This window comes from Streptomyces xiaopingdaonensis (genome assembly GCF_000262345.1).
GTDB classification, from domain to species: domain Bacteria; phylum Actinomycetota; class Actinomycetes; order Streptomycetales; family Streptomycetaceae; genus Streptomyces; species Streptomyces xiaopingdaonensis.
Window position 1 is genome coordinate 1 of record NZ_AJTQ01000340.1, and the last position, 24,362, is coordinate 24,362.

Genomic DNA, 24,362 nt, shown 5'->3' on the forward strand with positions numbered 1-24,362 from the left:
CGCGTAGGCCGTGGCGGTGGTGTCCGGGTCATCGGTGAGGGCGATGGTCTCGTCCGCTCCCTCGGACAGCAGCTCCTCAAGGCGGGCCTCATTGCGGCCGGCGGCGATCACCCGTCCGGCACCGAGGTACTTGGCGACCTTGACGGCCATTGAGCCGGCGTTGCCGGTTGCACCGATCACCAGCACCGACTGTCCCTTGGCGAAGGGCACCCGGCCGCGCAGGGCGACCCACGACGAAAGGGCCGGATTCATGGTGGCGGCCAGGACCGCGGGGTCAGCCTCGGCGGGCACCGGGATCGCGTACGCGGGGTCGATGGTGATGCGTTCCGCCAGCGTGCCGGTCCGGGGCGCCATGACGAAAGCGAGGCTGCCGTCGGCCCTGCGAACGACGGCGTCGACGCCCGCGGTGGCCGGCAGTAGGTCCGCGCCGGCGTAGTGCTCGCCCGCGGCGATGGCGCGGGTGGCCCGATGCACGCCGACGGCCAGCACGTCCACTGCCTCCTGGCCGGCGGCGGCCAGAGGCTCGGGGATGGAGCGGAGGTGCGGCGGTTCGCCGAACGATTCCACCAGGGCTGCGTTGATCGTGGGCATGGGTCTCTCCGTAGTTCCTGAAGCGAGCCGGTGCGGTCACCGACGTTGCTCACGTCAGACATCGCTGGCTGCCGCGACAGCGGTCGGCCTGAGGGACTGGGGCCCATCGGGAACGACATAAGATGCAGCAGTGTATCTAAGAGCTTCGGAGAGAGTAGGCCGGAGCGTTAAGATGCGCAAGCGGATCCAAACCGTGAGGGGACCATGGGCGACAACGGCAGGACGCGGGCACGGCCTGAACAGCATTCCGGCAGTGGTGCGACCGGAACCCGGCGGCGGGGCCGAGCGCTGGAGGACGCGATCCTCGATGCCGCCTGGGAGGTGCTCGTCGACCACGGGTACACCGGCTTCACCTTCGAAGCCGTCGCCACCCGCGCCGGAACGAGCCGTCCTGTGCTCTACCGGCGCTGGCCACAGCGTGAGGATCTGCTGCTGGCCACCCTCGCCAAGAACTGGCAGCCGGTCGAGATACCGGATACCGGCCGCCTCCGCGACGACGCGATCACCTTCCTGCGCCGCCTCAACGCCGACCGGGCCCGCAACGTCGTCGTCATGTGCATCCAACTGGCCGACTACTTCCGCGACACCGGCACCAGCTTTTGCGACCTGCGTGACTCACTCCGCCCGTCCGGCTCGTCCGCCCCACTCCAAGTGATCGTCTGCCGCGCTGTCGAGCGTGGCGAACTCCCCGACGTGCCGCGCACGGACCGGATTCTGAACCTCGCCTTCGACTTGGTCCGCCACGACTTGCTGATGACGATGGACGCGCTGCCCGACGAGTCGATCGTCGAGATCGTCGACGAGGTATGGCTGCCTCTGCTGAAGGCAGCCGGGTAGTCGAGCAACGACACGTCAGTTCCGGGCACAGCCCGACATCCTGGCGTCGGGCACTCCCAGTACTGTGCCGGCCCGCTGACGGTCGCAGGTTGCCCCCTCGCGCCGTCGACGACCCGCCCCGGGCCCGAGGGTTCGGTCCGGGAAGCCGCGTACCGTCAGCGTTCCGCGGGCGGCCGGTCTCGGAGCTGCGGGCGCAACAGGCTGCCGACGACGTCGAGTTCGGGAGCTGCCGCGACGCATGGCGCTCCATGGCGGCCGTCCGAACGCTCGTGTCGGCCCCCGGCGCGAGACGGGGTTCAGCCGCGGCGTCCCGTGGGCTTCTTTCCCGCCAAGGTGCGGTGGGCGGCGGTGATGCCCCGTACGGCGTCGGCGCAGGTGCGCAGCTCCGCGTCGCGTCCGCCGGGCAGGGCCGCCACGAGGTGGCCGTCGGCCCGTACGACGAGCACCGTGTGCGCGGCGGCGCCCGGATACCCCTCGGTGACGACCAACTGTGCGCGCAGCGGCAACCCCTCCACGGCCGAGGCGAGTTGGGGCATCATCCCGGCCGACAGCCAGTGCCTGCTGTCCCAGACGCGCGTCCCCGGCGCGACGAGCACGACGAGCAGGTCGCCACCGGCTCCCCAGAGCCGCTCGTGGAGCCGCCCGCGACGCCCGTCGAGCGCCGTGACCTCCACGTCCTCGACGAGCGCGCCGGGCGTCGTGGAACACGCAGCCGGAGGGACGGTCCCCTTCACCGGCATCAGTGGCGAACTCGCGTACGAGGCAGGGGCGCCCAGCATGCCGCGGCCGAGCTGGGTGTCGGCGAGGAGTTCCAGGTGTGTGCGTGCCCCCGTCCCGAGCAGCGCCCTCAGGCCGCCGTCGCGACGGACGAGAGGCAGGGCCTGGTCGACGGCCCTGAGCCGGGCGCCGACGGCACCGCGGCGCTCCGACTCGTAGCTGTCGAGGAGCCGTTGGCACCCTTCGTCCTCGGCCGCCGCATCTCCGCGCCGCCAGGCGAGCGCCAGCTTCCAGGCGAGGTTCCCCACGTCCCGCAGCCCCTCGTCGACCTGCTGGACACCGAGCGCCCCCAACTGGTGCGCGGCGTCCCCCGCGAGGAAGACCCGTCCGGTGCGCCACCGCCGGGCGAGCCGTTGGTGGGTCGTGTGCACCCCCGTGTCGACGAGTTCGTACGGCCCGGGCTGAGCGTCGCCGTCCTTGCCCCGCGACCGGCCTCGGGACGGCGCTCCGGAGGAGCGGTGCCAGCGGGAGAGAGTCTCCTGGACGCGGTCCAACAGCTCCTCAGGCGTGACGAGTTCGCCCCGCGGCGGGAGCAGCCAGTCGAGCCGCCAGAGCTCGCCGGGCAGCGGACGGGCCAGGACCTCGGCGGTGCCGCCCCCCGGGTCCCGGTGGAGGAGCGCCTCGTCCTCCCAGGGCAGCCGCGTACGCACGGTCGCGACGGCGTGCCGCTCGACCGAGGTGCGTCCGGGGAACCGGACGCCGAGGAGCTTTCGCACGGTGGAGCGCGCACCGTCGCAGCCGACGAGGTAACTGCCCTGCTGCGGCGGGACGTCGGCGCCCGCCACGTGTGCCGTGACGCCGTAGTCGTTCTGTTCCAGGGATTCGAGGCGGGCCCCGGGGAGGAAGCGCACGCACTCCTCTCCGCGCAGTGCCTCCCGCAGCGTCTGCTGGAGCGCGTGCTGCGGCAGGTGCAGCGGTGCCTCGATCGCGGGTGCGCGCGAGGCCGAGCTGGTCTCCTCGCTCTCCTCGTCGTCCGCGTCGAGGAGCTCGCGCCGTATGAGCTGGTTGCGACGGCGTACCTGCAGCCCCTTCCAGCTCAGCGCGGGAAGGGATGGAAGCCGGGCCGCGGTGTCGGGCCTGAGCACGCAGGTACGGGCGGCCCGAGGCTCCGGCGGGCCCACTGCGGCTTCCAGTACGAGGGAGGGCACCGAGTGGCGGGCGAGGGCGAGGGCGAGGGCGAGTCCGGTCGGTCCGGCACCGACCACGATCACCGGGTTCACGGCTAGGAGACCTCACAGCCCAGGTGGCGCTTGCGGGGTGGGGCGGTGGCGGCTCCTGGAGCCCGGTGCACGATCACACGCGGTATGCAACCTACTGCTGGATCAGGCGTCAAGTGAGCGAGGCGGCAGCCCCGTTGGGGGGTTGCCGCCTCGCGGTGTCACGCGGTAGGGAGCGCCGGCTCCGTGTCAGACCGTCGCTTCCTCGGCCGGTTCCTCCGCCTTTGCCGGAGTGATCCCGGTCTTGCCGCGTCGGCCCCGGCGCTCGATCCAGTTGGCGAGCGACGAGAGGGCGAGGCACAGGGCGATGTAGATGGCGCCGATCACGATGATGGTCGGCACGTAGGGGTAGTCGCCGTCGATGGTGGTGTTGGAGGAGATGAGTCGCGCCGTCTGCAGCAGCTCGGGGAAGAGGATGATGTAGCCGAGCGACGTGTCCTTGAGCGTCACCACCAGTTGGCTGATGATCGACGGAAGCATGGCGCGGATCGCCTGCGGCAGCAGGATCGTCGTCATGACCTGCGTCTTGCGCATGCCCAGTGCGTACGCGGCCTCCGCCTGCCCCTTGGGCACCGAGTTGACGCCGGCCCGCAGCACCTCGGCCTGCACGCACGCGTTGTAGATCGTCAGGCCGAGGACGAGCGCCCACATCGGGTTGACGGAGATGCTGCCCGGCAGGTGGAAGACGTCCGACCAGAGGTTGTCGAGGATGCCGATCCACAGCGCGAAAATCGTGATCAGCAGCGGAACGGAGCGGAAGACCTCGATGAACCCCGTGCACAGCCAGCTCACCGGCTTGTGGTCGGAGAGCCGGCCGACGGCGAGCACGACGCTGAAGAGCAGGGAGAAGAGCCCCGCGAGGGCGAACACCTTCAGCGTGGCGAGGAGTCCGTCGAGGATGTTCTGCCGGATGCCCGAGTAGTTGAAGATGTCCCACATCTTCGGGTTGAACTGGCCCTGGCTGTCGAGCCGCCAGACGATGACGGCGAGGATGCCCAGGACGAGCAGCGAACCGAAGACCGTGTAGACGACGTTGCGCGCCCGGGCCTTGGGGCCCGGTGCGTCGTAGAGCACGCTGGCACTCATCGGGCGACCTCCAGACGGCGCTCCAGCAGGCGGAAGATGCCGCTGATGGCGAAGGTGATGATCAGGTACGCCAGGGTGATCCAGAAGAAGATGACGAGGATGTTGAAGCCGTCGTTGCTGAGCGTCTTCTGGATGTTGAAGAGGTCGACGTTGTTGAACCCGCCCGCGATGGCGGAGTTCTTCGTCAGAGCGATCAACAGGCTGCTCAGCGGCGGGAGTACGGCGCGGGTCGCCTGGGGGAGGACCACGATCCGCAGCGACTGCATGAAGGTCATCCCGATGCTGCGCGCGGCCTCGGCCTGCCCGAGCGCGACGGTGCCGATCCCGGACCGGATCGCCTCGCAGATGAACGACGAGGTGTAGACGCCCAGCGCGCAGATCGCCAGCACGAAGGAGTTGATCCCCGGGAAGAGGACCTGCGGGACGACGAAGAAGGCGACGAGGAACAGCAGCGTCAGCGGGGTGTTGCGGAGGAGCGTGACCCAGGCGGTGCCGAAGGCGCGCAGCGGCGGCACGGGCGACACCCGGCAGCCGGCGATGAGGATGCCGAGCACCAGGGATATGAGTGCGCTGGCTCCGGTCAGCGCGAGGGTTCCCAGGAACCCGTCCCGGAACAGGTCCAGGTGGTCAAGGAGTACGTTCATGGATTGTCTCGTCTTCCGCGGGGCGGGAGTGCGGCAGCGTTCGGGCAGGGGTGCGGGGACGCCGGTCGGTTCGGCGCCGGGGGTTTCCGCCGCGCTGCCCGAGGGGGCGTGGCCGGGGTCCGTTCGCTGCCGGCCGGGTCACCGCGTGTCGGCAGGAGGGTGTGCGAGCGGGGGCGGGACGCCCGGTCAAGGGCGCCCCGTGCCGCGTTACTTCTCCTCGAGGGCCGGGGGCTCCTCGAAGTCCGAGCCGGACTTGCCGAGGGTCGCCTCGAACGCCTTCTTGTAGTCGCCGTTCTCCTGGTGCGCCTCGAGGGCGTCCGCGACGGCCTTCTGGAGCGCCTTGTCGCCCTTCTTCAGGCCGACGCCGTACGGCTCCTCGCTGAAGGTGTCGCCGACGACCTTCAGCTTCTTCGGGTTGTCGGCTGCGTAGCCCATGAGGATCGCGTCGTCCGTGGTGACGGCGTCGACCTGGCCGTCGATCAACTGCTTGACGCAGTCCGAGTACTTGGCGAGCTCGGTGACCTTGGCGCCGTACTTCGACTCCTTGATCGTCTGGAGCGGGGTCGAGCCGACGATCGAGCAGACCTTCTTGCCCTTGACGGTGTCCGGGCCCGTGATGTCCTTCTCGTCCTTGCGTACGAGGAGGGAGGCGCCCGCGTCGTAGTACGGCCCCGCGAAGTCGATCTGCTTCTTGCGCTCGTCGTTGATCGTGTAGGTGCCGATCATGAGGTCGACGTCGCCCTTGCGGACCGCCTGCTCGCGCGCGTTGGAGTCGACCGTCTCCCACTTGATCTTCTTCGGCGAGAAGCCGAGGTCGGCGGCGACCATCTTGGCGATCTCGATGTCGAAGCCCGAGTACTCCTTGGTCGACTGGTCCTGGAAGCCGAGGTACGGCTGGTCGGCCTTGGCACCGATGACCAGCGTGCCGCGCTTCTGCGCCTTCTCGAGCACGGGGGAGTCGACGTCCACCTTCTCGGCGACCTTGTAGGTCGGCAGAGCCTTCTCGTCGGTCTTGCCGCCCTGCTCGTCGCCGGCGGAGCCTTCCTTGCCGCCGCAGGCTGCGGTGGCGGCGAGCGCGAGGACCACAGCCGCCGAGGCGGCCGTCTTGCGGAGCTTCATGTGAGTATCCCTTGCTTGGTCTTCCGTAGGCCGGCGTCAGTGGTGGAGGATCTTCGAGAGGAAGTCCTTGGCCCGCTCACTGCGCGGATTGCTGAAGAACTGGTCCGGGGTCGCCTCCTCCATGATCCGCCCGTCGGCCATGAAGACGACGCGGTTGGCGGCGGAGCGCGCGAAGCCCATCTCGTGGGTGACGACGACCATCGTCATCCCCTCGCGGGCCAACTGCTGCATGACCTCGAGGACTTCGTTGATCATCTCGGGGTCGAGGGCCGAGGTGGGCTCGTCGAAGAGCATCACCTTGGGGTCCATCGCCAGTGCGCGGGCGATCGCCACACGCTGCTGCTGCCCGCCGGAGAGCTGCGCGGGGTACTTCTGCGACTGGCTGCCGACGCCGACGCGGTCGAGGAGCGCCATCGCCTTCTTCTCGGCCTCGGCCTTGGGTATCTTCCGGACCTTGGTCTGGCCCAGCACCACGTTCTCCAGCACGGTCTTGTGCGCGAACAGGTTGAACGACTGGAAGACCATGCCGACGTCCGAGCGCAGCTTCGCCAACTCCTTCCCCTCCTGGGGCAGGGGGCGGCCGTCGATCGTGATGCTGCCGGAGTCGGTCGTCTCCAGGCGGTTGATGGTGCGGCACAGCGTGGACTTGCCCGAACCCGAGGGGCCGATGACGACGACGACCTCGCCCGGGGCGATGGCCAGGTCGATGTCCTGGAGCACGTGCAGTGCACCGAAGTGCTTGTTGACCCCCTCCAGTACGACCAGCTTCTCCGCCGTCGACTGGGCTCCCGCGGCGTCCTGGGGCACCGATACTTCGCTCATCGGCGTGTAGCTCCGTCCTCGTCGGTTGCGAGGACCCTAGTGAGCTGTCGCCATCAGCGTCATTACATCTGAGCGGAAATTGAGCATAACGATCTGGCCGCAACCGGGCACCCCGGGTGAAGACCGGCGAGGCGGGTCGTCGGGGCCAAGTCGCCCCGGAGGAAAGGGGGTCGAGGTCGGTGGGACCTTCTCGGACTCAACCGCCCTTCCGGTGCGAAAGGCGAAGAGCAGCGCGCAATACGGGTCGTACCGGTTCGCGGCCGGCAAGCGGCGCACAGGGCACGGGTTGGCTGCTCCGCCGGCCGTACCGGCTGTATAACGGATACCTCCGCGCCACCGGAACCCCCTTGACTCGTCACGTCGGATCGGCGTGGATGCAGTGTCCGCATCCGCGCCTGTACGTCCCCCTACTTCTTCCCACGTACGGGCGGAGCCCTCGGTTCCGGGAAGCGGCCCAGGTCACATCCTCCGTGCCACGCCGCGTCCGCCGTGGCGCGCGTGAGGCGGCGCTCCGGGGCGTGCGGCAACGGGGGACCGTGCAAGGCCGTGAAAGGAGGCCGGGACGATGAGACTGCTGCTCGTCGAGGACGACGACCACGTGGCCGCCGCGCTCGCGGCGGTGCTGCGGCGCCACGGCTTCGACGTCGCCCAGGCGCGCGACGGTCAGCAGGCGCTCGACCACCTCCTGCCGGGCGCCGGCGGCGAACCCTTCGGCGTCGTCCTCCTCGACCTCGGCCTCCCCGACCAGGACGGCTTCCAACTCTGCGGACGCATCCGCGCCGCGACGGCCGCGCCGGTGATCATGGTGACGGCGCGCGCGGACGTCCGCTCCCGCATACACGGCCTCAACCTGGGCGCCGACGACTACGTCGTCAAGCCGTACGACACCGGCGAACTCCTCGCCCGCATCCACGCCGTCAGCCGCCGCGCCGCCCCCGAGGAGGGAGGCGGCCACACCGGCGAGGGCGGCGCCGAGGAGCTGCGCCTCGGCCCGCTCGTCGTCAGGACCGCCACCCGGCAGGTCGTCGTCGACGGCGAGGAGGTGCCGCTCACGCGCAAGGAGTTCGACCTCCTCACGCTCCTCGCCCAGCGTCCGGGCGTCGTCTTCCGGCGGGAGCAGATCATCAGCGAGGTCTGGCGCACCAGTTGGGAGGGGACGGGGCGCACCCTGGAGGTCCACGTCGCCTCGCTCCGCTCGAAGCTGCGGCTGCCCGCGCTGATCGAGACCGTGCGAGGTGTCGGCTACCGCCTCGCCGCGCCCGAGCAGCGCTGAGGGTACGGCCGTGCGCAGCCGCCTGCTTCCGCTCCTGCTCATCCTGCTCGCCGGGGTGCTGATCGCGCTGGGCTTCCCGCTGGCCGTCAGCCAGGCGGCGGCGGAGCAGCAGCGCGTCGTCGTCGACCGGATCGACGACACGGCGCGCTTCGCCGCGCTCGCCCAGTTCGTGACGGAGACCGGCCGCCAGGGGGAGCGGCTCGCCACCCTCCAGCACGAACTCGACCGGTACCACGAGGTCTACGGCATCCGCGCGGGCGTCTTCTACCGCGACGGGGCCGCGATGGCAGCCGCGCCCGACACCTGGAGCGTGCCACGGAAAGGCGACGGCCGGCGCGCCTTCGCCGAGGCACTCGCCGGGCGCCGCAGCCATGACCCCCGCCAGGTGTGGCCCTGGCAGGACGGACGCATCGCCGTCGCCTCTCCCGTGACGCGGGACGGCGACGTCGCGGCCGTCGTCCTCACCGACTCGCCGACCGACGGGATGCGCTCCAGCATCCTCCACCGCTGGGTGGTGATCGCCGCGGGCGAGGGCGCGGCGATGCTGCTCGCCGTCGGTGCCGCGCTGCGCCTCACCGGCTGGGTCCTGCGTCCCGTGCGCATCCTCGACCGGGCCACGCACGAGATCGCCACGGGGAAGCTCAACTCCCGTGTCGCCGCGTCCGGTGGGCCGCCCGAGCTGAAGAGCCTGGCGCGCTCCTTCAACGACATGGCCGACCACCTGGAGGAGGTGCTGGAGCAGCAGCGCGCCTTCGTCGCCGACGCCTCGCACCAGCTGCGCAACCCGCTCTCCGCGCTGCTGCTGCGGATCGAGCTCCTTGCGCTCGAACTCCCCGAGGACAGCGCGGAGATGGCGTCGGTGCGCGCCGAGGGCAAGCGCCTCGCGCGCGTCCTCGACGACCTCCTCGACCTCGCGCTCGCCGAGCACAGTCCGGCCGACCTCCGCCTCACCGACGTCGCCGAACAGGCTGCGGAACGCGCGGCCGGCTGGCTGCCCGTCGCCGAGAGCAAGGGGGTGCTGCTGCGCACCGCGGGGCAGCATGCCGCGACGGGGTGGGCGGACCCGGTGGCGCTCTCCAGCGCACTCGACGCGGTGATCGACAACGCGGTGAAGTTCACGCCCGAGGGCGGGACGGTCACGGTCCGCACCGAGACGGACGGCGACCGGGTAATGATCGACGTCACCGACGAGGGCCCGGGACTCGACGCGGACGAACTGGAGCGCATCGGCGACCGGTTCTGGCGCAGCGGCCGTCACCAGAACGTCTCGGGCTCGGGCCTCGGCCTCTCCATCGCGCGCGCCCTGCTCGCGGCCGGCGGGGCCGGCATCGAGTTCGGCCCTGCGCGCGAGGGACTCCCCGTGCCACGCGACGGCGACCACGCGGACGGAGAGCGGCCGCCGCACTCCGCGGACGACACAGCCGACGCAGCCGACGAGGGCGGAGCAGCCGTCGCGGCCGAGCGTCCCGGCCTCCTCGTACGCCTCAGCCTGCCGCGGCAGGCACCAAACGGAGCGTGACGATCTGGAAGGGGCGCAGCGTCAACCGCACGCGCCCGTCGGTGAGTTCGCACCCCGGCGCGTCGGGAACCTCTCCGAGCGGCCGCTCCAGCAGATCCGCCGCGTACGCCTCCGCGACCTCGAACCCCGGCGTGAGCTCCGCCACCGCGCGCCCGCCGCGCGCCTCGTAAAGGCGCACGACCACGTCGCCGCTGCGGTCCTCCGCGAGCTTCACCGCCTCGGTGACGACCTCGCCCGGACTGCCCACTCCGGCTGCGACCGCCACCAGCGGCTCGACCGGCGCCCCTGCGCCGACCACCCTCCGCTCCGGCAGGTTCGCCCAGTGCCCTTCGCGGACGGCGTCCCCGAGCGAGGCGCCGGGGACGAGCGCGTAGCCGAGGCGGTGGCTGCCCTGGTCGGTCCCGGGGTCCGGGTAGCGCGGGGCGCGGAGCAGCGAGAGGCGCAGGGTGGTCGTGTGGCCGCCGTCGGCGCGCACCTCGCGGGTGACGTCGTGCCCGTACGTCGAGTCGTTGACGAGCGCCGCGCCCCAGCCGGGCTCCTCGACGTGGAGCCAGCGGTGTGCGCAGATCTCGAACTGTGCGGCGTCCCACGAGGTGTTGGTATGGGTCGGGCGGAAGACATGGCCGAACTGGGTCTCGGACGCGGAGCGGTCGGCCTTCACGTCGAGGGGGAAGGCGGCCTTGAGGAAGGTCTCGCTCTCGTGCCAGTCGACCTCGGCGGTGAACTCGACGGCGCGCTCCTGCGCGCCGAGCGCGATCGTCTGCACCACGCGCGAACCACCGAACGAGCGCTCCACGCGCACCTCAGCGCGCTCGGGCCCGTCCTCGGCCAGTTCGACCGCGTCGGCGAGAGTCAGGTCCATGACCCGGTGCCGGTAGTACTCCTCGATGTCCCAGGCGTCGTAGAACGTGGGGAAGTCGGGGTGGAGTTGGAGGAGGTTGGCCGGGCTTCCCGGGGCGAGCGCCTCGCGGGACGCGGGGGTGTCCGCATCGGAGACGACGGAGACGACGAGCCCGCGTGCGTCGATCTCGACGCGGATCGGCCCGTTGTCGAGAGCCCAACCGCCGTCCGCGCGCCGGGCGGCCTCCACCGCGCCCCGCACGCCGGAGCGCGGCGCGGCGCCTCCGGCCGCGACGCCGTGGCGGGGATGGGGCGAGCCGTTGAAGGCGAGGGTGCGGTCACCCTGCCCGGCGAGCGCCGACTGCGCGCCGGCGACGATCTCCTCCAGCTCGGCGTGGACCCGCGCGTACGTCGCGCGCGCTTCGCGGTGGACCCAGGCGATCGAGGAGCCGGGGAGGATGTCGTGGAACTGGTGGAGCAGCACCGTCTTCCACAGCCGCTCCAACTCCTCGTACGGGTAGACGTATCCGGACGTGCGGACGGCGGCCGTCGCCGCCCACAGCTCCGCCTCGCGCAGCAGCGACTCGCTTCGGCGGTTCCCCTGCTTCGTCTTCGCCTGCGAGGTGTAGGTGCCGCGGTGCAGCTCCAGGTAGAGCTCGCCCTGCCAGACGGGGGCGCCCGGGTACTCCGCGTACGCCTCCTCGAAGAACGCCGCCGGCTTCTCCACCTCGACCCTGGGCGAGCCCTCCAGGTTCCGCAGCCGTGCGGCGCGGGCGAGCATCTCGCGGGTCGGGCCGCCACCGCCGTCGCCGTGGCCGAACGGGGCGAGGGAGCGGCCGGCGGCGCCCTTCTCGCGGAAGTTGGCTGCGGCGTGGGCGAGTTCGTCGCCCGTGAGCTCGGCGTTGTAGGTGTCGATGGGCGGGAAGTGGGTGAAGACCCTGGTGCCGTCGATCCCTTCCCACCAGAAGGTGTGGTGGGGGAAGGGGTTGGTGCGGTTCCACGAGATCTTCTGCGTGAGGAACCAGTCGGCGCCCGAGAGCCGCACGAGCTGCGGCAGCGCGGCCGTGTAGCCGAAGGAGTCCGGGAGCCACACCTCGCGCGTCTCGATGCCGAACTCGTCGAGGAAGAACCGCTTTCCGTAGAGGAACTGGCGGGCCATCGCCTCGCCGCCCACCATGTTGGTGTCCGACTCCACCCACATGCCGCCGACGGGCACGAAGCGTCCGTCGTCCACCTGCCGGCGCACCCGCGCGTAGACCTCCGGGCGGTGCTCCTTCAGCCAGGCGAACTGCTGGGCCTGCGACATCGCGAAGACGAACCCCGGGTCCTCCTCCATCAACGCGACCACGTTCGACGCCGTACGCGCGACCTTCCGCACCGTCTCGCGCAGCGGCCACAGCCATGCCGAGTCGATGTGCGCGTGGCCGACGGCACTGATCCGGTGCGCGGAGGCGCGCGCCGGCGCGGAGAGTACCTCCGCGAGCTCGGCGCGTGCCGCGGGCGCGGAGCCTGCGACGTCCGCCAAGTCGACGGCGTCGAGGGCGCGTTCGGCCGCGCGCAGCAGCTCCCAGCGACGGGCGTCCGCCACCGGCAGGGTCCGCATGAGCGAGTCGGCGACCTCCAGGTCGAGGACGAGCTCCCAGACCTCGGCAGCGAAGACGGCGAGGTCCATCCGCCCCAGCCGGTAGAGCGGCCGGTGGCTCGCCGTGAGCCTGTCGCCCTCGTAGGTGGGCGTGTGCGGGGAGTTGACGACGGGGTTCGAAGCCGCCTCGACGTAGAGCTCGATCTCCTCCCCGCCCACGGCCGAATCGGCCACCCGCACATGGGAGTTCTTCGGGTGAAGCCCCTTCACCGGCACGGCGCCGCCCTCCGCACGCCGGTAGACGAGCCCCTCGCACTGGAAGCCCGGCATCTCACGCTCGAACCCCAGGTCGAGCACCGCCTCGACGGGCAGCCCGGCCCACTCCCGCGGCACGCGCCCCCGCACCCGGAACCACGTCGTCCCCCACGCCGGACCCCACGCGGAACCGGCGGCGTCCGGCTCGTACGCCGCCTCCAACGCCTCGGCCACGGGCACCGGTTCACCGGGCGCCTCCCACCGTGCCACCTCCAGCGCGCAGGCCCTGGCGTGGACGGCCGGCCTCAGCCGTTCGTCGAGCACACGTGCCAGACGGGCCTCGACGGTGGTGCGGTCGTCGTGCATGAGCGAACTCCTCCGCTACGGCTCCGCCCAGTCTTCCCCGCGGACTCCCGGGCAACCGCAGCCCCCGCTGCCGGCTCGCGTCCCGGCAGACGTCCTTCGGCTCACGGCTTCACGGAGCGGTAGTACCGCTGCGCCCCCTCGTGGAGCGGCAGCGGATCGGTGTAGATGGCGGTGCGCAAGTCCACCTTCTGCGCCGCGTGCACCTGCTTGCCGATCTCGTCGCGGTTGCGCAGGACGGCGTGCGTGAGCCCCTCGGTGAGCGACTCGTCGCTGCGGTCCGTCGTCACCAGCAGGTTGGCGATGGCGACGGTCTTCACAGACTCGCCCCGCTGCACCTCGGGATAGGCGTCCGGCGGCATCACGGCCGACCTGTAGTGCCGCGTCTCCGGCTCTTGCTGGTGCAACCTCGGAACGAGGTCGCCGAGTTGGACGAGGCGTATGTCCGTGCGGTCGGCGAGCCGCTGGACGGCGTCGGTCGGCAGGCCGCCCGACCAGAAGAACGCGTCGAGCTCTCCCTCAGCGAGGAGCCCGGGCATCCGGTCGATCCCCGTGTGCACCCTCGTCAGGTCCTCCTCGCCCGCGAGCCCCGCGGCGCGCAGCAGCCGTCCCGCCACGAGGTTCACGCCCGACCGCTCCTCGCCGACGCCGACCCGCAGCCCGCCGAGGTCTTCGGCGCTCTCCACCTTCGAGTCCGCGGGGACGACGAGCTGCATGTAGTCGTCGTAGAGCCGTGCGCACGCCCGCAACCGCTCGGCGCCCGGCCGCGCTTCGTCCCGGTAGGTGGCGACGGCGTCCGAGGCCGCGATGGTGAAGGCGGTGTCGCCCGTGGCCACGCTCTCCAGGTTCTGCACCGAGCCCTGGGTGTGGACGAGTCGGAGGTCGACGTCGGGGAGGTCCTCGTCGAGCCGGTCGCGCAGGAGCTTGCCGTACTTCTCGTAGACGCCGGTCCGCACGCCGGTGGCGAAGGTGACGGTGCCGCTCGGCCCGGCCTCCCGCTCCGGCAGCAGCAGCCAGCCGACGACCCCGAGCGCCACGGCGCCGACGGCGCACACCCACAGCGCACGCCGCGGGCGGCGGGTACGCGGTCGGGGCGGCACGGAGCGCCCGAGGCGGCGGAGATCGACCATGCCAACGGATACTGCCAGCCCGGCGGCCGAAGGGAAACGCCTGCTCCCGCCGACTGCAGGCACCGGTCCGCGGGACGGGGACCTGAGGGCCGTGCGCACCGCGTACCCTGTCGACTGAGATGACTGCGAAGACTTATGAGCTGCGCACGTTCGGCTGCCAGATGAACGTGCACGACAGCGAGCGGATGGCCGGCCTGCTGGAGGACGCGGGGTACGTGCGCGCACCCGAGAATGCGGACGGCGCCGACGTCGTCGTCTTCAACACCTGCGCGGTACGCGAGAACGCCGACAACCGCCTCTACGGCAACCTCGGCCAGCTCGCGCCGAAGAAGGCGGCGCGGCCCGGCATGCAGATCGCCGTCGGCGGCTGCCTGGCGCAGAAGGACCGCGAGACCATCGTGCGCAAGGCGCCGTGGGTCGACGTCGTCTTCGGCACCCACAACGTGGGCAAGCTGCCGGTCCTGCTGGAGCGGGCACGGGTGCAGGAGGAGGCGCAGGTCGAACTCGCGGAGTCGCTCGAGGCGTTCCCCTCGACCCTTCCCACCCGCCGCGAGAGCGCCTACGCGGCCTGGGTCTCCGTCTCCGTCGGGTGCAACAACACCTGCACCTTCTGCATCGTTCCGCAGCTCCGGGGCAAGGAGAAGGACCGCAGGCCCGGCGACATCCTCGCGGAGGTCGAGGCACTCGTCGCCGAGGGCGTCACGGAGATCACCCTCCTCGGCCAGAACGTCAACGCGTACGGCCAGGACATCGGCGACCGCGAGGCGTTCGGCAAGCTGCTCCGCGCCTGCGGCCGCATCGAGGGGCTGGAGCGCGTGCGGTTCACCTCGCCGCACCCCCGCGACTTCACCGACGACGTCATCGCGGCGATGGCCGAGACCCCCAACGTCATGCCGCAGCTCCACATGCCGCTCCAGTCGGGATCCTCGCGCGTGCTCAAGGCGATGCGCCGCTCCTACCGGCAGGAGCGCTTCCTCGGCATCATCGAGAAGGTCCGCGACGCGATGCCGCACGCCGCGCTCTCCACCGACATCATCGTCGGCTTCCCCGGCGAGACGGAGGAGGACTTCCAGGAGACCCTCCACGTCGTCCGCGAGTCCCGCTTCGCGCAGGCGTTCACCTTCCAGTACAGCAAGCGGCCGGGGACGCCCGCGGCCGAGATGGACGGGCAGGTCCCCAAGGAGGTCGTCCAGGAGCGGTACGAGCGACTCGTCGCGCTCCAGGAGGAGATCTCCTGGGAGGAGAACCGCAAGCAGGTCGGCCGCACCGTCGAACTGCTCGTCGCGGAGGGCGAGGGCCGCAAGGACGACACCACGCGCCGCCTCTCGGGACGAGCCCCCGACAACCGGCTCGTCCACTTCACCCGTCCCGAAGAACCCGTGCGCCCAGGGGACATGGTCACGGCCGAGATCACCTACGCGGCGCCGCACCACCTCCTCGCCGAGGGCACCGTGGGCCCGGTCCGTCGCACCCGTGCGGGCGACGCCTGGGAGCGGCGCCAGACAGGGCCGGAGGAGGACGGGCGCGGGGTGCTCCTCGGGCTGCCGAAGATCGGCGTGCCCGAGCCCCTGCCGGCGGCGGAGGGCTGCGGCACCACGCACTGAGGCGCGGAGCGCCGTCGCGAGCCCGGGAGTCGGGTGGCGACGGGTGCTGCCCGCCGTCGCAAATCGTACGGACAACCCTTCGAGGTGAGGGGCGCTCGCACCGCCTCACACGACAGGGGGACGGGCGCCGCTCGCCACCGGAGCCCTTCGCCCTTGCCGTGCCCGGCGTTCACCGTCGCCGGGCACGGAAAATGCCGCGCCCGGTGTGTGGGCGGTGGGACGCGCTGCCTCTAAGCTGCCCGCCATGCTTGTCGCTGCCGCCGTATGTCCGTGCCCGCCGCTCCTCGTGCCCGAGGTCGCCGCAGGCGCCGCCCACGAGATGGACGCGGCCCGTGCCGCCTGCTATGACGCCCTCGCGGTGCTCGCGGCCGCGCGGCCGGACCGCCTCGTCGTCCTCGGCCCCGCTGAGCAGTTCGCAAGGGGCGGCTATCCGCAGGGCGCTTCCGGCTCGTTCCGCGGATTCGGCGTCGACCTGGACGTCCGCCTCGGCAAGGGCGCGGCGGAGGGCAGGGAGCTGCCGCCCTCGCTCGCCGTCGGCGCCTGGCTGCTGGAGCGGACGGAGTGGAGCGCGGCACCCGTCGAGGGCCTCGGGGTCGGTGAGCCGCTCGCCCCGGAGCGGTGCGCAGCCGCGGGGCAGGACCTCGTCGGCTCGGGCGCGGGGGACCGCCTCGCGCTCCTCGTCCTGGGCGACGGCTCCAACTGCCGCACCGTCAAGGCCCCCGGCTACTTCGACGAGCGGGCCGCCGCCTTCGACGCCGACGCCGCCCGCGCCCTCGGCGACGCCGACCCGGCCTCCGTTCTCGCTCTCGACGCCGAAATCGCCTACGAGCTGGGCGCGTCGGGCCGCTCGAGCTGGCAGGTGCTCGCCGGCGCGGCACAGGGCGCCGACCTCTCGGGGCGGTTGCTCCATGACGAAGCGCCGTACGGCGTGGGGTACTTCGTCGCCTCCTGGTCGTGAAGGCGGTGCCGGGGCGGCTGTTCAGGCGCCTCCGCCCCGGCGCTCGCCTCCGCCCTGCTCCTCGTCGGTGCCGCGCTGGGTTTCCCCTTCCTTGCCCCGCTCCCCGCCGGCCTGCCCGTCCTTGCCCTCGTCCGCGTACTTGCCCGCGGCGTCCTTGGCCTTCTGCGCACCGGACTTGATCTGGTCGCTGTACTTGCCCTGGGTACGTGAGTCGGCCATGTCGGCAGCCTTGTCGACGCCCTGCTGGACCTTGTCCCCGTGCTGCTGAAGCGCGCTCTTGACCTTGTCCATGAAGCCCACGGCGGCTCCCCTCGCTGTCGTTGTGTGCGTGGTCATGCACCTTCCGAAGACAATGTACGGACTGGTCGCGCCCTCCGCTTCTCCAGCTCGCGTCAGGCTTCCGTAGCGATCGGCCGCCCGGCCACGGCGGCGGGTGAAGTTTGCGAGACTTTATTGTGTGAACGCCGCCGTGAACCAGAGCCGCCCCGCCCCGCCCGTCGTAGCCGTAGTGGGCCCGACGGCGGCAGGAAAGTCCGACCTGGCGACGGAGATCGCCCTCCGCTTCGGCGGCGAGGTGGTGAACGCGGACTCGATGCAGCTCTACCGCGGCATGGACATCGGCACGGCGAAGCTCACGGCCCGGGAGCGCCGCGAGGTCCCGCACCACCTCCTCGACGTCTGGGAGGTCACCGAGACCGCGAGCGTCGCCGAGTACCAGCGCCTCGCCCGTGCGGAGATCGACAGGTTGCGTGCGGCCGGCAGGGTGCCCGTGCTCGTCGGCGGTTCCGGGCTCTACGTGCGCGGGGCGATCGACGCGATGGAGTTCCCCGGGACCGACCCGCAGGTCCGCGCCCGTCTGGAGGCGGAGTTGGCCGAGAGCGGCAGCGGGCCGCTGCACGCGCGCCTCGCCGCCGCCGACCCGGAAGCGGCCCGCGCGATCCTCCCGAGCAACGGGCGGCGGATCGTCCGTGCGCTGGAGGTCATCGAGATCACCGGCCGACCGTTCACCGCCAACCTGCCGGGCCACGAGTCCGTCTACGAGACCCTCCAACTCGGCGTCGACGTCCCGCGTCCCGAGCTCGACGCCCGCATCGCGGCGCGCGTCGACCGGATGTGGGGGGCGGGCCTCGTGGCGGAGGTGCGCGAGCTGGAGCGGCGGGGCCTGCGCGAGGGCCGCACCGCCTCCCGCGCGCTCGGCTACCAGCAGATCCTCGCCGCGCTCGCCGGCGCGTGCACCGAAGAGGAGGCGCGCGCGGAGACCGTACGCGCCACCAAGCGGTTCGCACGCCGCCAGGACTCCTGGTTCCGCCGCGACCCCCGCGTGCACTGGCTCAGCGGCGCGGAGGCGGACCGCGCGCAACTCTCCGGCCGTGCGGCCGCGCTGCTCTCGGCGGCGGTCACAGCCTGATCACGTCATGGCATCGGGACGCTCCGGGCGTCAAGGACAGCTGTTCAGGCGTGCCATCATCGAGCTGGTTCCAGGTTGGACAGCCGCAGTTGGGAGGGCGTGTGGCGATGGTGGCCGGCCCTCGTGACAACGGCGAGGCCCGTGCGGACCGCCCCCGCGGGGCGGGCGCCGGCGGGCCCGGTACGGACTACTCCCGGCGGGGCCTCCCCGAGCAGCCGCGTCTCGGCGACGCAGCACCGGAACCCGCGTCGGCCGAGCCGGAGGGCGAGCAGGACGCCGAGGAGCTGGAGCCGCAGGAGCTCCGCCCCCGCCGCAAGCTCCGCCTCTGGCAGCTCGCACCGATAGTCGTCTTCGCGGCGCTCGGCTCCCTGATGTTCGCCTTCCCGCTCGCCTTCGAGCCGGGCGGCAGCTCGGGCGCCGTCGTCTCGATGCTGGGGCTGCTGCTGTGCGGCTGCGCCGCCGGCGGCGCGCTCGTCGCAGCGCGTCGGGTGGGGCACCGGTGGCCGGGGATGTCCGGGGGCGGTGGGCCCGAGCGCGCCGACTGGCGGGCGGTGGCGCTGTACGCGCTCCTCTTCTGCACCGTCGTCGCGCTCGCGGTGCTGCGGATCGCCCGGCTCCGCTGACCTCCGGTTGTGTCCTACGATCGGACACGTGAGCACTGTGCAGGGCGTTCCGTTCCTCAAGGGGCACGGCACCGAGAACGACTTCGTCATCATCCCGGATCCGGAAGGCGAGTGGCGGCCGACCGCCGCGCAGGTGCGGCTGCTCTGCGACCGCCGCGCCGGGATCGGCGCCGACGGCCTGCTCCGCGTCGTCCGCTCGGCCGCCGACCCCGAGGCGGCCGAACTCGCCGGCGAGGCCGAGTGGTTCATGGACTACCGCAACGCCGACGGTTCCGTCGCCGAGATGTGCGGGAACGGCGTCCGGGTCTTCGCGCACTACCTCCACCGTGCCGGCTTCGTCGGCGAGGGCGGCGTCGCCGTCGCCACGCGCGCCGGGGTGCGCCGCGTCCGTCTCGGCAAGGACGCAGGTGAGGTCACCGTCGTGATGGGGCGTGCGGAGCTTCCCGAGGAGCCGGGCGTGCGCGTGCGGGTCGGGGAGCGCGAGTGGCCCGCACGCAAGGTCGGGATGGGCAATCCGCACGCGGTCGCCTTCGTCGACGACCTGGCGCAGGCGGGCCCGCTCGCCGAGCCGCCCGTCGTGGAGCCGGCGGCGGCCTACCCCGAGGGCGTCAACGTAGAGTTCGTCGTCGACCGCGGCCCCGGCCATGTCGCCCTGCGGGTGCACGAGCGGGGTTCGGGGGAGACGCGCTCCTGCGGCACGGGCGCCTGTGCCGTGATGGTCGCCGCAGCCCGCAGGGACGGCGCGGACCCGGTGCGCGACGGCTCGGCCGCGACGTACACGGTCGACGTGCCGGGCGGCCGCCTCGTCATCGCCGAACTCCCCGACGGCACCGTGGAGATGACCGGCCCCGCAGTGCTCGTCGCCGAGGGGACGCTCGACGCGGAGTGGCTCGCCGCCGCACGCTGAGCGTCTCGCACGAGCGTCCATGCGCCGTCCCACGTTGGGGTGACGGCTCCCTGTCCGACCTCGGAGGACGGCCGAGCGCATACCGCCGGGCGGGTAGCATCGAGCGGCACCAGCACGGGGGAGTCTGCGAGCGGAGGTGCCGATGAGTGCGGTGCGCGGACTGCGGAGGATCGGCAGGCTTGCGGTGCTCGCCGGCGCCGCGAAAGGAACGCTGCCCGACGCCTTGGAGCACGTGGCGAAGGTCCACAGGGCGCATCATCCCCGAGCCGATCTCGGCCCGCTCCGCCGCGCCTACCTCCTCGCCGAGTCCTCGCACCGCGGCCAGATGCGCAAGAGCGGCGAGCCGTACATCACGCACCCGCTCGCCGTCACCCTCCTCCTCGCCCAACTCGGCGCCGGTTCGACGACATTGACGGCGTCGCTGCTCCACGACACCGTCGAGGACACCGAGCTGACGCTCGACCAGGTGCGGGAGGAGTTCGGCGCGGAGGTGGGCCACCTCGTCGACGGCGTCACGAAGTTGAAAAAGGTCGACTACGGCTCGGCCGCCGAGTCGGAGACCTTCCGCAAGATGCTCGTCGCCAGCGGCAGCGACGTGCGCGTCATGTCGATCAAACTCGCCGACCGCCTCCACAACATGCGCACCCTCGGCGTGATGCGCCCCGAGAAGCAGGCCCGGATCGCCACGGTCACCAGGGACGTCCTCATCCCGCTCGCCGAGCGGCTCGGGGTACAGGCGCTCAAGAGCGAGCTGGAGGACCTCGTCTTCAAGGTCCTCCACCCAGAGGAGTACGCGCGCGCCCGCGAGTTGATCGAGACGCACACGGAGCGCCCCGACCCGCTCACCGGCATCGCGTCCGCGGTGCGCCGGGTGCTCGGCGAGGCCGGGGTGGCGGCGCAGGTGCTGATCAGACCGCGCCACACCGTCTCGGTCCACCGGCTGGTGCGCAAGCGGGGCGAGTTGGGCGAGTGCGACCTCGCGCGCCTGCTCGTGCTCGTGGAGGAGGACGCCGACTGCTACGCCGTCCTGGGCGAGCTGCACACCTGTTTCACGCCGCTGATCAGCGAGTTCAAGGACTTCATCGCGGCGCCGAAGTTCAACCTCTACCAGTCCCTGCACACCGCGTTCGCCGACGAGTGCGGCCGGGTCGTCGAGGCCCTCGTACGCACCCGGCGGATGCACCGCGTGGCCGAGGCAGGCGTCGTCGCACTCGGGGACCCGGACACCGAGCCCGCGGCGGAGGACGGCGAAGGCGCCGAACGCGCCGACCCTACGCGGCCCGGCTGGCTGCGCCGGTTGCTGGAGTGGCAGAGCCACGCCCCCGACCCCGACACCTTCTGGGACGAGCTCCGCGAGGAGCTCGCGCAGGACCGGGAGATCACCGTCTACTGCGTCCCGCAGAGCGCCGACGGTCCGCTGGAGCTCGCCGGCGGACTCCCCCTGCCGGAGGGGGCGAGCTGCGTCGACGCCGCCTACGCAGCGCTCGGCGAGGCCGCGCACCGGTGCATCGGCGCCCGCGTCAACGGCCGTCTGACGCCGCTCCATACGGTCCTCGAGGACGGCGACGCCGTGCAACCGATCCTGGAGCCCGACCACCCCGAGGCCCACACCGACTCAGGACCCTCCCCTGAGTGGCTGCACCACGCCCGCACCCCAGGGGCACGCATCGCCATCCGTCAGTGGTTGGCGACGCACGGTCCGAGCGCGGAGCCGCTCCCCGCGGCCCTTGCCGGGGGCGGCACGCCGCAGCCGACGCCCGCGGCCGAACCCGAGCCGGAGGACGCCCCCGAGATCGCGGACCGCCCCGAGGCCCCGGTACGCCTCGCGGGGTGCTGCACCCCCGTACCGGCCGACGCCGTCACCGGTTTCGCCGTCCGCGGCGGCGGGTTCACCGTCCACCGGGAGAGCTGCCAGGCCGCGGTGCGCATGACCTCGGCCGGGCGCTCCGCCTTCCCCGTCCGCTGGCGCAAGGGGGCGGCCGGGTGCCGGGTGACGCTCCGTGCGGAATCGTTCGGTCGCGCGCATCTCCTCGCCGACCTCACCGAGGTGATCGCGGCCGCGGGTGCCCGCGTCCTCGCCGCCGAGGTCGAGCCCCCGCGCGAGCAGCGCGTGCGCCACACCTACACGCTGCAACTCCCCGACGCCGCGGAGCTTCCGGAGCTGATGCGCGCGATGCGCCGGGTGCCGGGCGTCTACGACGTCTCGCGGGCGGCCCCCACCCCGACCGACCGCTGAGCGCGCGTACGCCGGCAGGGCCGTGCAAATCCGGGTGACTCCGCGGAGGCGGCGTGCCACCATCGGCAGGGCCGCCGGAGGGCGGCAGGAGCGGCCGAGCGCGGGAATCATCCCGCCCGCCCGGGCGTTCTCCCCAGCACGGGGCGGTGCCCGTCCACGGGCACCGCCGTATTGCTCGCCCGGTGCCGCCGGGCGTCTCTCGACGAGATTAAGGATCTCCACTTGACGAACCCCTCCCTTCCACAGCACGGCCAGCGCCTCGCCGACCAGCAACGCCGAGCCGACGCCCTGATGGAAGAGGACGTCGCCTGGAGCCACGACCTCGACGGCGAGCGGGACGGCGAGCAGCTGGACCGCTCCGAGCGCAGCGCGCTCCGCCGCGTCGCAGGGCTCTCCACCGAGCTGGAGGACGTCACCGAGGTCGAGTACCGCCAGCTTCGCCTGGAGCGCGTGGTGCTCGTCGGTGTCTGGACCTCGGGCACCGTGCAGGACGCCGAGAACAGCCTCGCCGAGCTCGCCGCGCTGGCGGAGACGGCCGGCGCGCATGTGCTCGACGGCGTCATCCAGCGGCGCGACAAGCCCGACCCGGCGACCTACATCGGCTCGGGCAAGGCCGACGAACTCCGCGAGGTCGTCCTGGGCACGGGAGCCGACACCGTCGTCTGCGACGGCGAGTTGAGCCCCTCGCAGCTGATCCACCTCGAGGACATCGTCAAGGTGAAGGTCGTCGACCGCACCGCGCTCATCCTCGACATCTTCGCGCAGCACGCCAAGTCCCGTGAGGGCAAGGCACAGGTGGCGCTGGCGCAGATGCAGTACATGATGCCGCGGCTGCGCGGCTGGGGTCAGTCGCTCTCGCGTCAGATGGGCGGTGGCGGCTCCGGCGGCATGGCGACACGCGGTCCCGGTGAGACCAAGATCGAGACGGACCGCCGGCGCATCCGCGAGCGGATGGCGAAGATGCGGCGCGAGATCGCCGACATGAAGACGGGCCGCGACGTCCAGCGCCGCGACCGCCGGAGGCACAAGGTCCCGTCGGTCGCGATCGCCGGGTACACCAACGCCGGCAAGTCCTCGCTCCTCAACCGCCTCACGGGCGCCGGGGTGCTGGTGGAGAACTCCCTCTTCGCCACCCTCGACCCGACGGTCCGCCGTGCGGAGACCCCGTCGGGCCGCGCCTACACCCTCGCCGACACCGTCGGCTTCGTCCGGCACCTGCCGCACCACCTGGTCGAGGCGTTCCGCTCGACGATGGAGGAGGTCGGGGACTCCGACCTGATCGTGCACGTCGTCGACGGTTCGCACCCGGCCCCCGAGGAACAGCTCGCCTCGGTCCGCGAGGTGATCCGCGACGTGGGCGCCGAGTCGGTGCCCGAGATCGTCGCCATCAACAAGGCGGACGCCGCTGACCCGCTCGTGGTGCAGCGGCTGCTGCGCGCCGAAAAGCACGCGGTGGTCGTCTCCGCACGCACCGGAGAGGGCGTCGAGCGGCTGCAAACCCTGATCGACGCCGAGCTGCCGCACCCCGCCGTCGAGTTGGAGGTGCTGCTGCCCTACAGCGAGGGCGGCCTCGTCTCCCGCGTCCACGGCGAGGGGGAGGTCCTCTCCGAGGAGCACACGGAGCACGGCACCGAGCTGAAGGCGAGGGTCCACGAGGAACTCGCGGCGGAGCTGCGGAAGTTCGAGCCGGTGGGCTGACGGACGACAAAGAAGGGGCCGCCCTCCCGGGCGGCCCCTTCTTTCGTGCGGAAGCTCAGTTCCTGCCGGCGTACCGCTTGCTGATCGCTTCGAAAGCGCCCTTCGCCTCCGCGCCCAGCCGCGGCCCGGCGAGCCATCGCGCCGGGTTCGGCCCTATGGAGGTGACGGAGACCAACTCCGGCTTGCCGCGCTTGCCGTTGACGAGCCAGCCGCCGCCGGAGGAGCCGCCCGTCATGGTGCAGCCGATGCGGTGGAGCGGCGCCTGCGACGGATCGATGGTGAGCCGGCCGGGCCGGTCGGTGCAGCGGTACAGCTTCGCGCCGTCGTACGGGCGCGCCGCCGGGTAGCCGTACGCGCTGACGCCCTTGATCCGGCGGGCGTCGGGCGCCTGGAAGTTGACCGCGACAGCGGCGCCGACCGTCTCCTCGAGGGACTTGCCGTTTCGGCCGACCGACTTCACCTGGAGCACCGCGAAGTCCTGCTGCGAGCCGCCTCCGCCGACCGCGGCCCCGTTCTTGATCCAGTACGCCGTGGTCTGCGCCCACTCGGCCCAGTACTCACCGTACGGCGCGACCTGCTCGGGCTGCGCCGTACGCAGCTTCGCGGGGGAGAGCCCGCGGTCGTTGTACGCGGGGACGAACGAGATGTTCCGCAGCCAGCCGCCGCTCTTGCCGGAGTGGACGCAGTGCCCCGCTGTGGCGACGAGGTTCGACCTGCCGGGGTTCCGCGGGTCCTGTACGACGGTGCCCGAGCAGACCATCGGCCCCTTCGGCGTATCCATGAAGATCTTGCCCGTGGGCGCCGCGTTCCTCGTGTACGGCGCCGAGACGCCCACGGCGCGAGTGGCGCGCGGCTCGGGGTCCGTGGCGCCCC

At 72.1% G+C, this 24,362-nt stretch carries 19 protein-coding genes and 1 pseudogene; 10 read left to right on the plus strand and 10 right to left on the minus strand.

Annotated elements, in window-relative coordinates:
* Window positions 1–591 (minus strand): annotated as a pseudogene (locus UWG_RS0125720) (quinone oxidoreductase family protein); the annotation flags it as partial.
* Window positions 592–795: 204 nt separating this feature from the next.
* Here UWG_RS0125720 and UWG_RS0125725 point away from each other — a divergent pair.
* The gene (locus UWG_RS0125725; RefSeq protein WP_016910068.1) at window positions 796–1,428 is read left to right on the plus strand and encodes a TetR/AcrR family transcriptional regulator; all 633 of its coding nucleotides are present in this window, start codon (window positions 796–798) and stop codon (window positions 1,426–1,428) included.
* Window positions 1,429–1,724: 296 nt separating this feature from the next.
* Here the strand turns inward: UWG_RS0125725 and UWG_RS31080 are convergent, their stop codons facing one another.
* The 5 genes from UWG_RS31080 to UWG_RS0125750 form a co-directional block, all read right to left on the minus strand.
* On the minus strand, window positions 1,725–3,425 hold the full coding sequence (locus tag UWG_RS31080) for an FAD-dependent monooxygenase (RefSeq protein ID WP_016910069.1): 1,701 nt from the start codon (window positions 3,423–3,425) through the stop codon (window positions 1,725–1,727).
* A gap of 186 nt (window positions 3,426–3,611) precedes the next feature.
* The gene (locus tag UWG_RS0125735; RefSeq protein WP_016910070.1) at window positions 3,612–4,508 is read right to left on the minus strand and encodes an amino acid ABC transporter permease; all 897 of its coding nucleotides are present in this window, start codon (window positions 4,506–4,508) and stop codon (window positions 3,612–3,614) included.
* Window positions 4,505–5,152 carry an amino acid ABC transporter permease gene (locus tag UWG_RS0125740; RefSeq protein ID WP_016910071.1) on the minus strand — a complete coding sequence of 216 codons (648 nt, stop codon included), beginning with the start codon at window positions 5,150–5,152 and terminating at the stop codon, window positions 4,505–4,507. The genes UWG_RS0125735 and UWG_RS0125740 overlap by 4 nt, the downstream gene beginning before the upstream one ends.
* A 207-nt stretch (window positions 5,153–5,359) precedes the next feature.
* Window positions 5,360–6,271: a glutamate ABC transporter substrate-binding protein gene (locus tag UWG_RS0125745; protein ID WP_016910072.1), complete on the minus strand. Its 912-nt coding sequence runs from the start codon at window positions 6,269–6,271 to the stop codon at window positions 5,360–5,362.
* A 36-nt stretch (window positions 6,272–6,307) separates the two neighbouring features.
* A complete protein-coding gene (locus tag UWG_RS0125750) occupies window positions 6,308–7,093 on the minus strand; it encodes an amino acid ABC transporter ATP-binding protein (protein WP_016910073.1) in 786 nt (261 codons plus the stop codon).
* A gap of 565 nt (window positions 7,094–7,658) precedes the next feature.
* Between UWG_RS0125750 and UWG_RS0125755 the strand changes: the two genes are divergently transcribed.
* Both UWG_RS0125755 and UWG_RS31085 read left to right on the plus strand, forming a co-directional pair.
* Window positions 7,659–8,366, plus strand: a complete 708-nt coding sequence (locus UWG_RS0125755; RefSeq protein WP_016910074.1) for a response regulator transcription factor — start codon at window positions 7,659–7,661, stop codon at window positions 8,364–8,366.
* A 10-nt stretch (window positions 8,367–8,376) separates the two neighbouring features.
* Window positions 8,377–9,885, plus strand: a complete 1,509-nt coding sequence (locus UWG_RS31085; RefSeq protein ID WP_033196379.1) for a sensor histidine kinase — start codon at window positions 8,377–8,379, stop codon at window positions 9,883–9,885.
* On the opposite strand, the gene UWG_RS0125765 is transcribed toward UWG_RS31085, so the two are convergent.
* Both UWG_RS0125765 and UWG_RS0125770 read right to left on the minus strand, forming a co-directional pair.
* Window positions 9,851–12,928, minus strand: a complete 3,078-nt coding sequence (locus tag UWG_RS0125765; RefSeq protein ID WP_016910076.1) for an alpha-mannosidase — start codon at window positions 12,926–12,928, stop codon at window positions 9,851–9,853. The two genes, UWG_RS31085 and UWG_RS0125765, sit on opposite strands and share 35 nt — an antisense overlap.
* Window positions 12,929–13,029: 101 nt before the next feature.
* A complete protein-coding gene (locus UWG_RS0125770) occupies window positions 13,030–14,055 on the minus strand; it encodes a TAXI family TRAP transporter solute-binding subunit (protein WP_050988649.1) in 1,026 nt (341 codons plus the stop codon).
* A 119-nt stretch (window positions 14,056–14,174) separates the two neighbouring features.
* Here UWG_RS0125770 and miaB point away from each other — a divergent pair, with 119 nt between their 5' ends.
* The gene (gene miaB / locus UWG_RS0125775; RefSeq protein WP_029391776.1) at window positions 14,175–15,659 is read left to right on the plus strand and encodes a tRNA (N6-isopentenyl adenosine(37)-C2)-methylthiotransferase MiaB; all 1,485 of its coding nucleotides are present in this window, start codon (window positions 14,175–14,177) and stop codon (window positions 15,657–15,659) included.
* Between the two features lie 244 nt (window positions 15,660–15,903).
* Entirely contained in the window at window positions 15,904–16,617 is a 714-nt protein-coding gene (locus tag UWG_RS0125780) for a class III extradiol dioxygenase subunit B-like domain-containing protein (protein WP_029391777.1), read from the plus strand.
* A gap of 21 nt (window positions 16,618–16,638) precedes the next feature.
* Here UWG_RS0125780 and UWG_RS0125785 read toward each other — a convergent pair whose 3' ends face one another.
* Entirely contained in the window at window positions 16,639–16,953 is a 315-nt protein-coding gene (locus UWG_RS0125785; RefSeq protein WP_237720292.1) for an antitoxin, read from the minus strand.
* A gap of 133 nt (window positions 16,954–17,086) precedes the next feature.
* Here UWG_RS0125785 and miaA point away from each other — a divergent pair, with 133 nt between their 5' ends.
* The 5 genes from miaA to hflX all read left to right on the plus strand — a co-directional run bounded on the left by miaA (window position 17,087) and on the right by hflX (window position 23,489).
* Window positions 17,087–18,025: a tRNA (adenosine(37)-N6)-dimethylallyltransferase MiaA gene (miaA, locus tag UWG_RS0125790; RefSeq protein WP_029391778.1), complete on the plus strand. Its 939-nt coding sequence runs from the start codon at window positions 17,087–17,089 to the stop codon at window positions 18,023–18,025.
* Between the two features lie 101 nt (window positions 18,026–18,126).
* On the plus strand, window positions 18,127–18,648 hold the full coding sequence (locus tag UWG_RS0125795) for a hypothetical protein (protein WP_016910082.1): 522 nt from the start codon (window positions 18,127–18,129) through the stop codon (window positions 18,646–18,648).
* Between the two features lie 28 nt (window positions 18,649–18,676).
* Window positions 18,677–19,555 (plus strand): diaminopimelate epimerase, encoded by an 879-nt coding sequence (gene dapF / locus UWG_RS0125800; protein WP_029391780.1) that lies wholly within the window; start codon window positions 18,677–18,679, stop codon window positions 19,553–19,555.
* Between the two features lie 142 nt (window positions 19,556–19,697).
* Entirely contained in the window at window positions 19,698–21,791 is a 2,094-nt protein-coding gene (locus UWG_RS0125805; RefSeq protein WP_016910084.1) for a RelA/SpoT family protein, read from the plus strand.
* Between the two features lie 222 nt (window positions 21,792–22,013).
* Window positions 22,014–23,489 carry a GTPase HflX gene (gene hflX, locus UWG_RS0125810; RefSeq protein WP_016910085.1) on the plus strand — a complete coding sequence of 492 codons (1,476 nt, stop codon included), beginning with the start codon at window positions 22,014–22,016 and terminating at the stop codon, window positions 23,487–23,489.
* A gap of 55 nt (window positions 23,490–23,544) precedes the next feature.
* On the opposite strand, the gene UWG_RS0125815 is transcribed toward hflX, so the two are convergent.
* A partial coding sequence (locus UWG_RS0125815) for a trypsin-like serine peptidase (RefSeq protein ID WP_016910086.1) occupies window positions 23,545–24,362 on the minus strand: 818 nt, incomplete at its 5' end.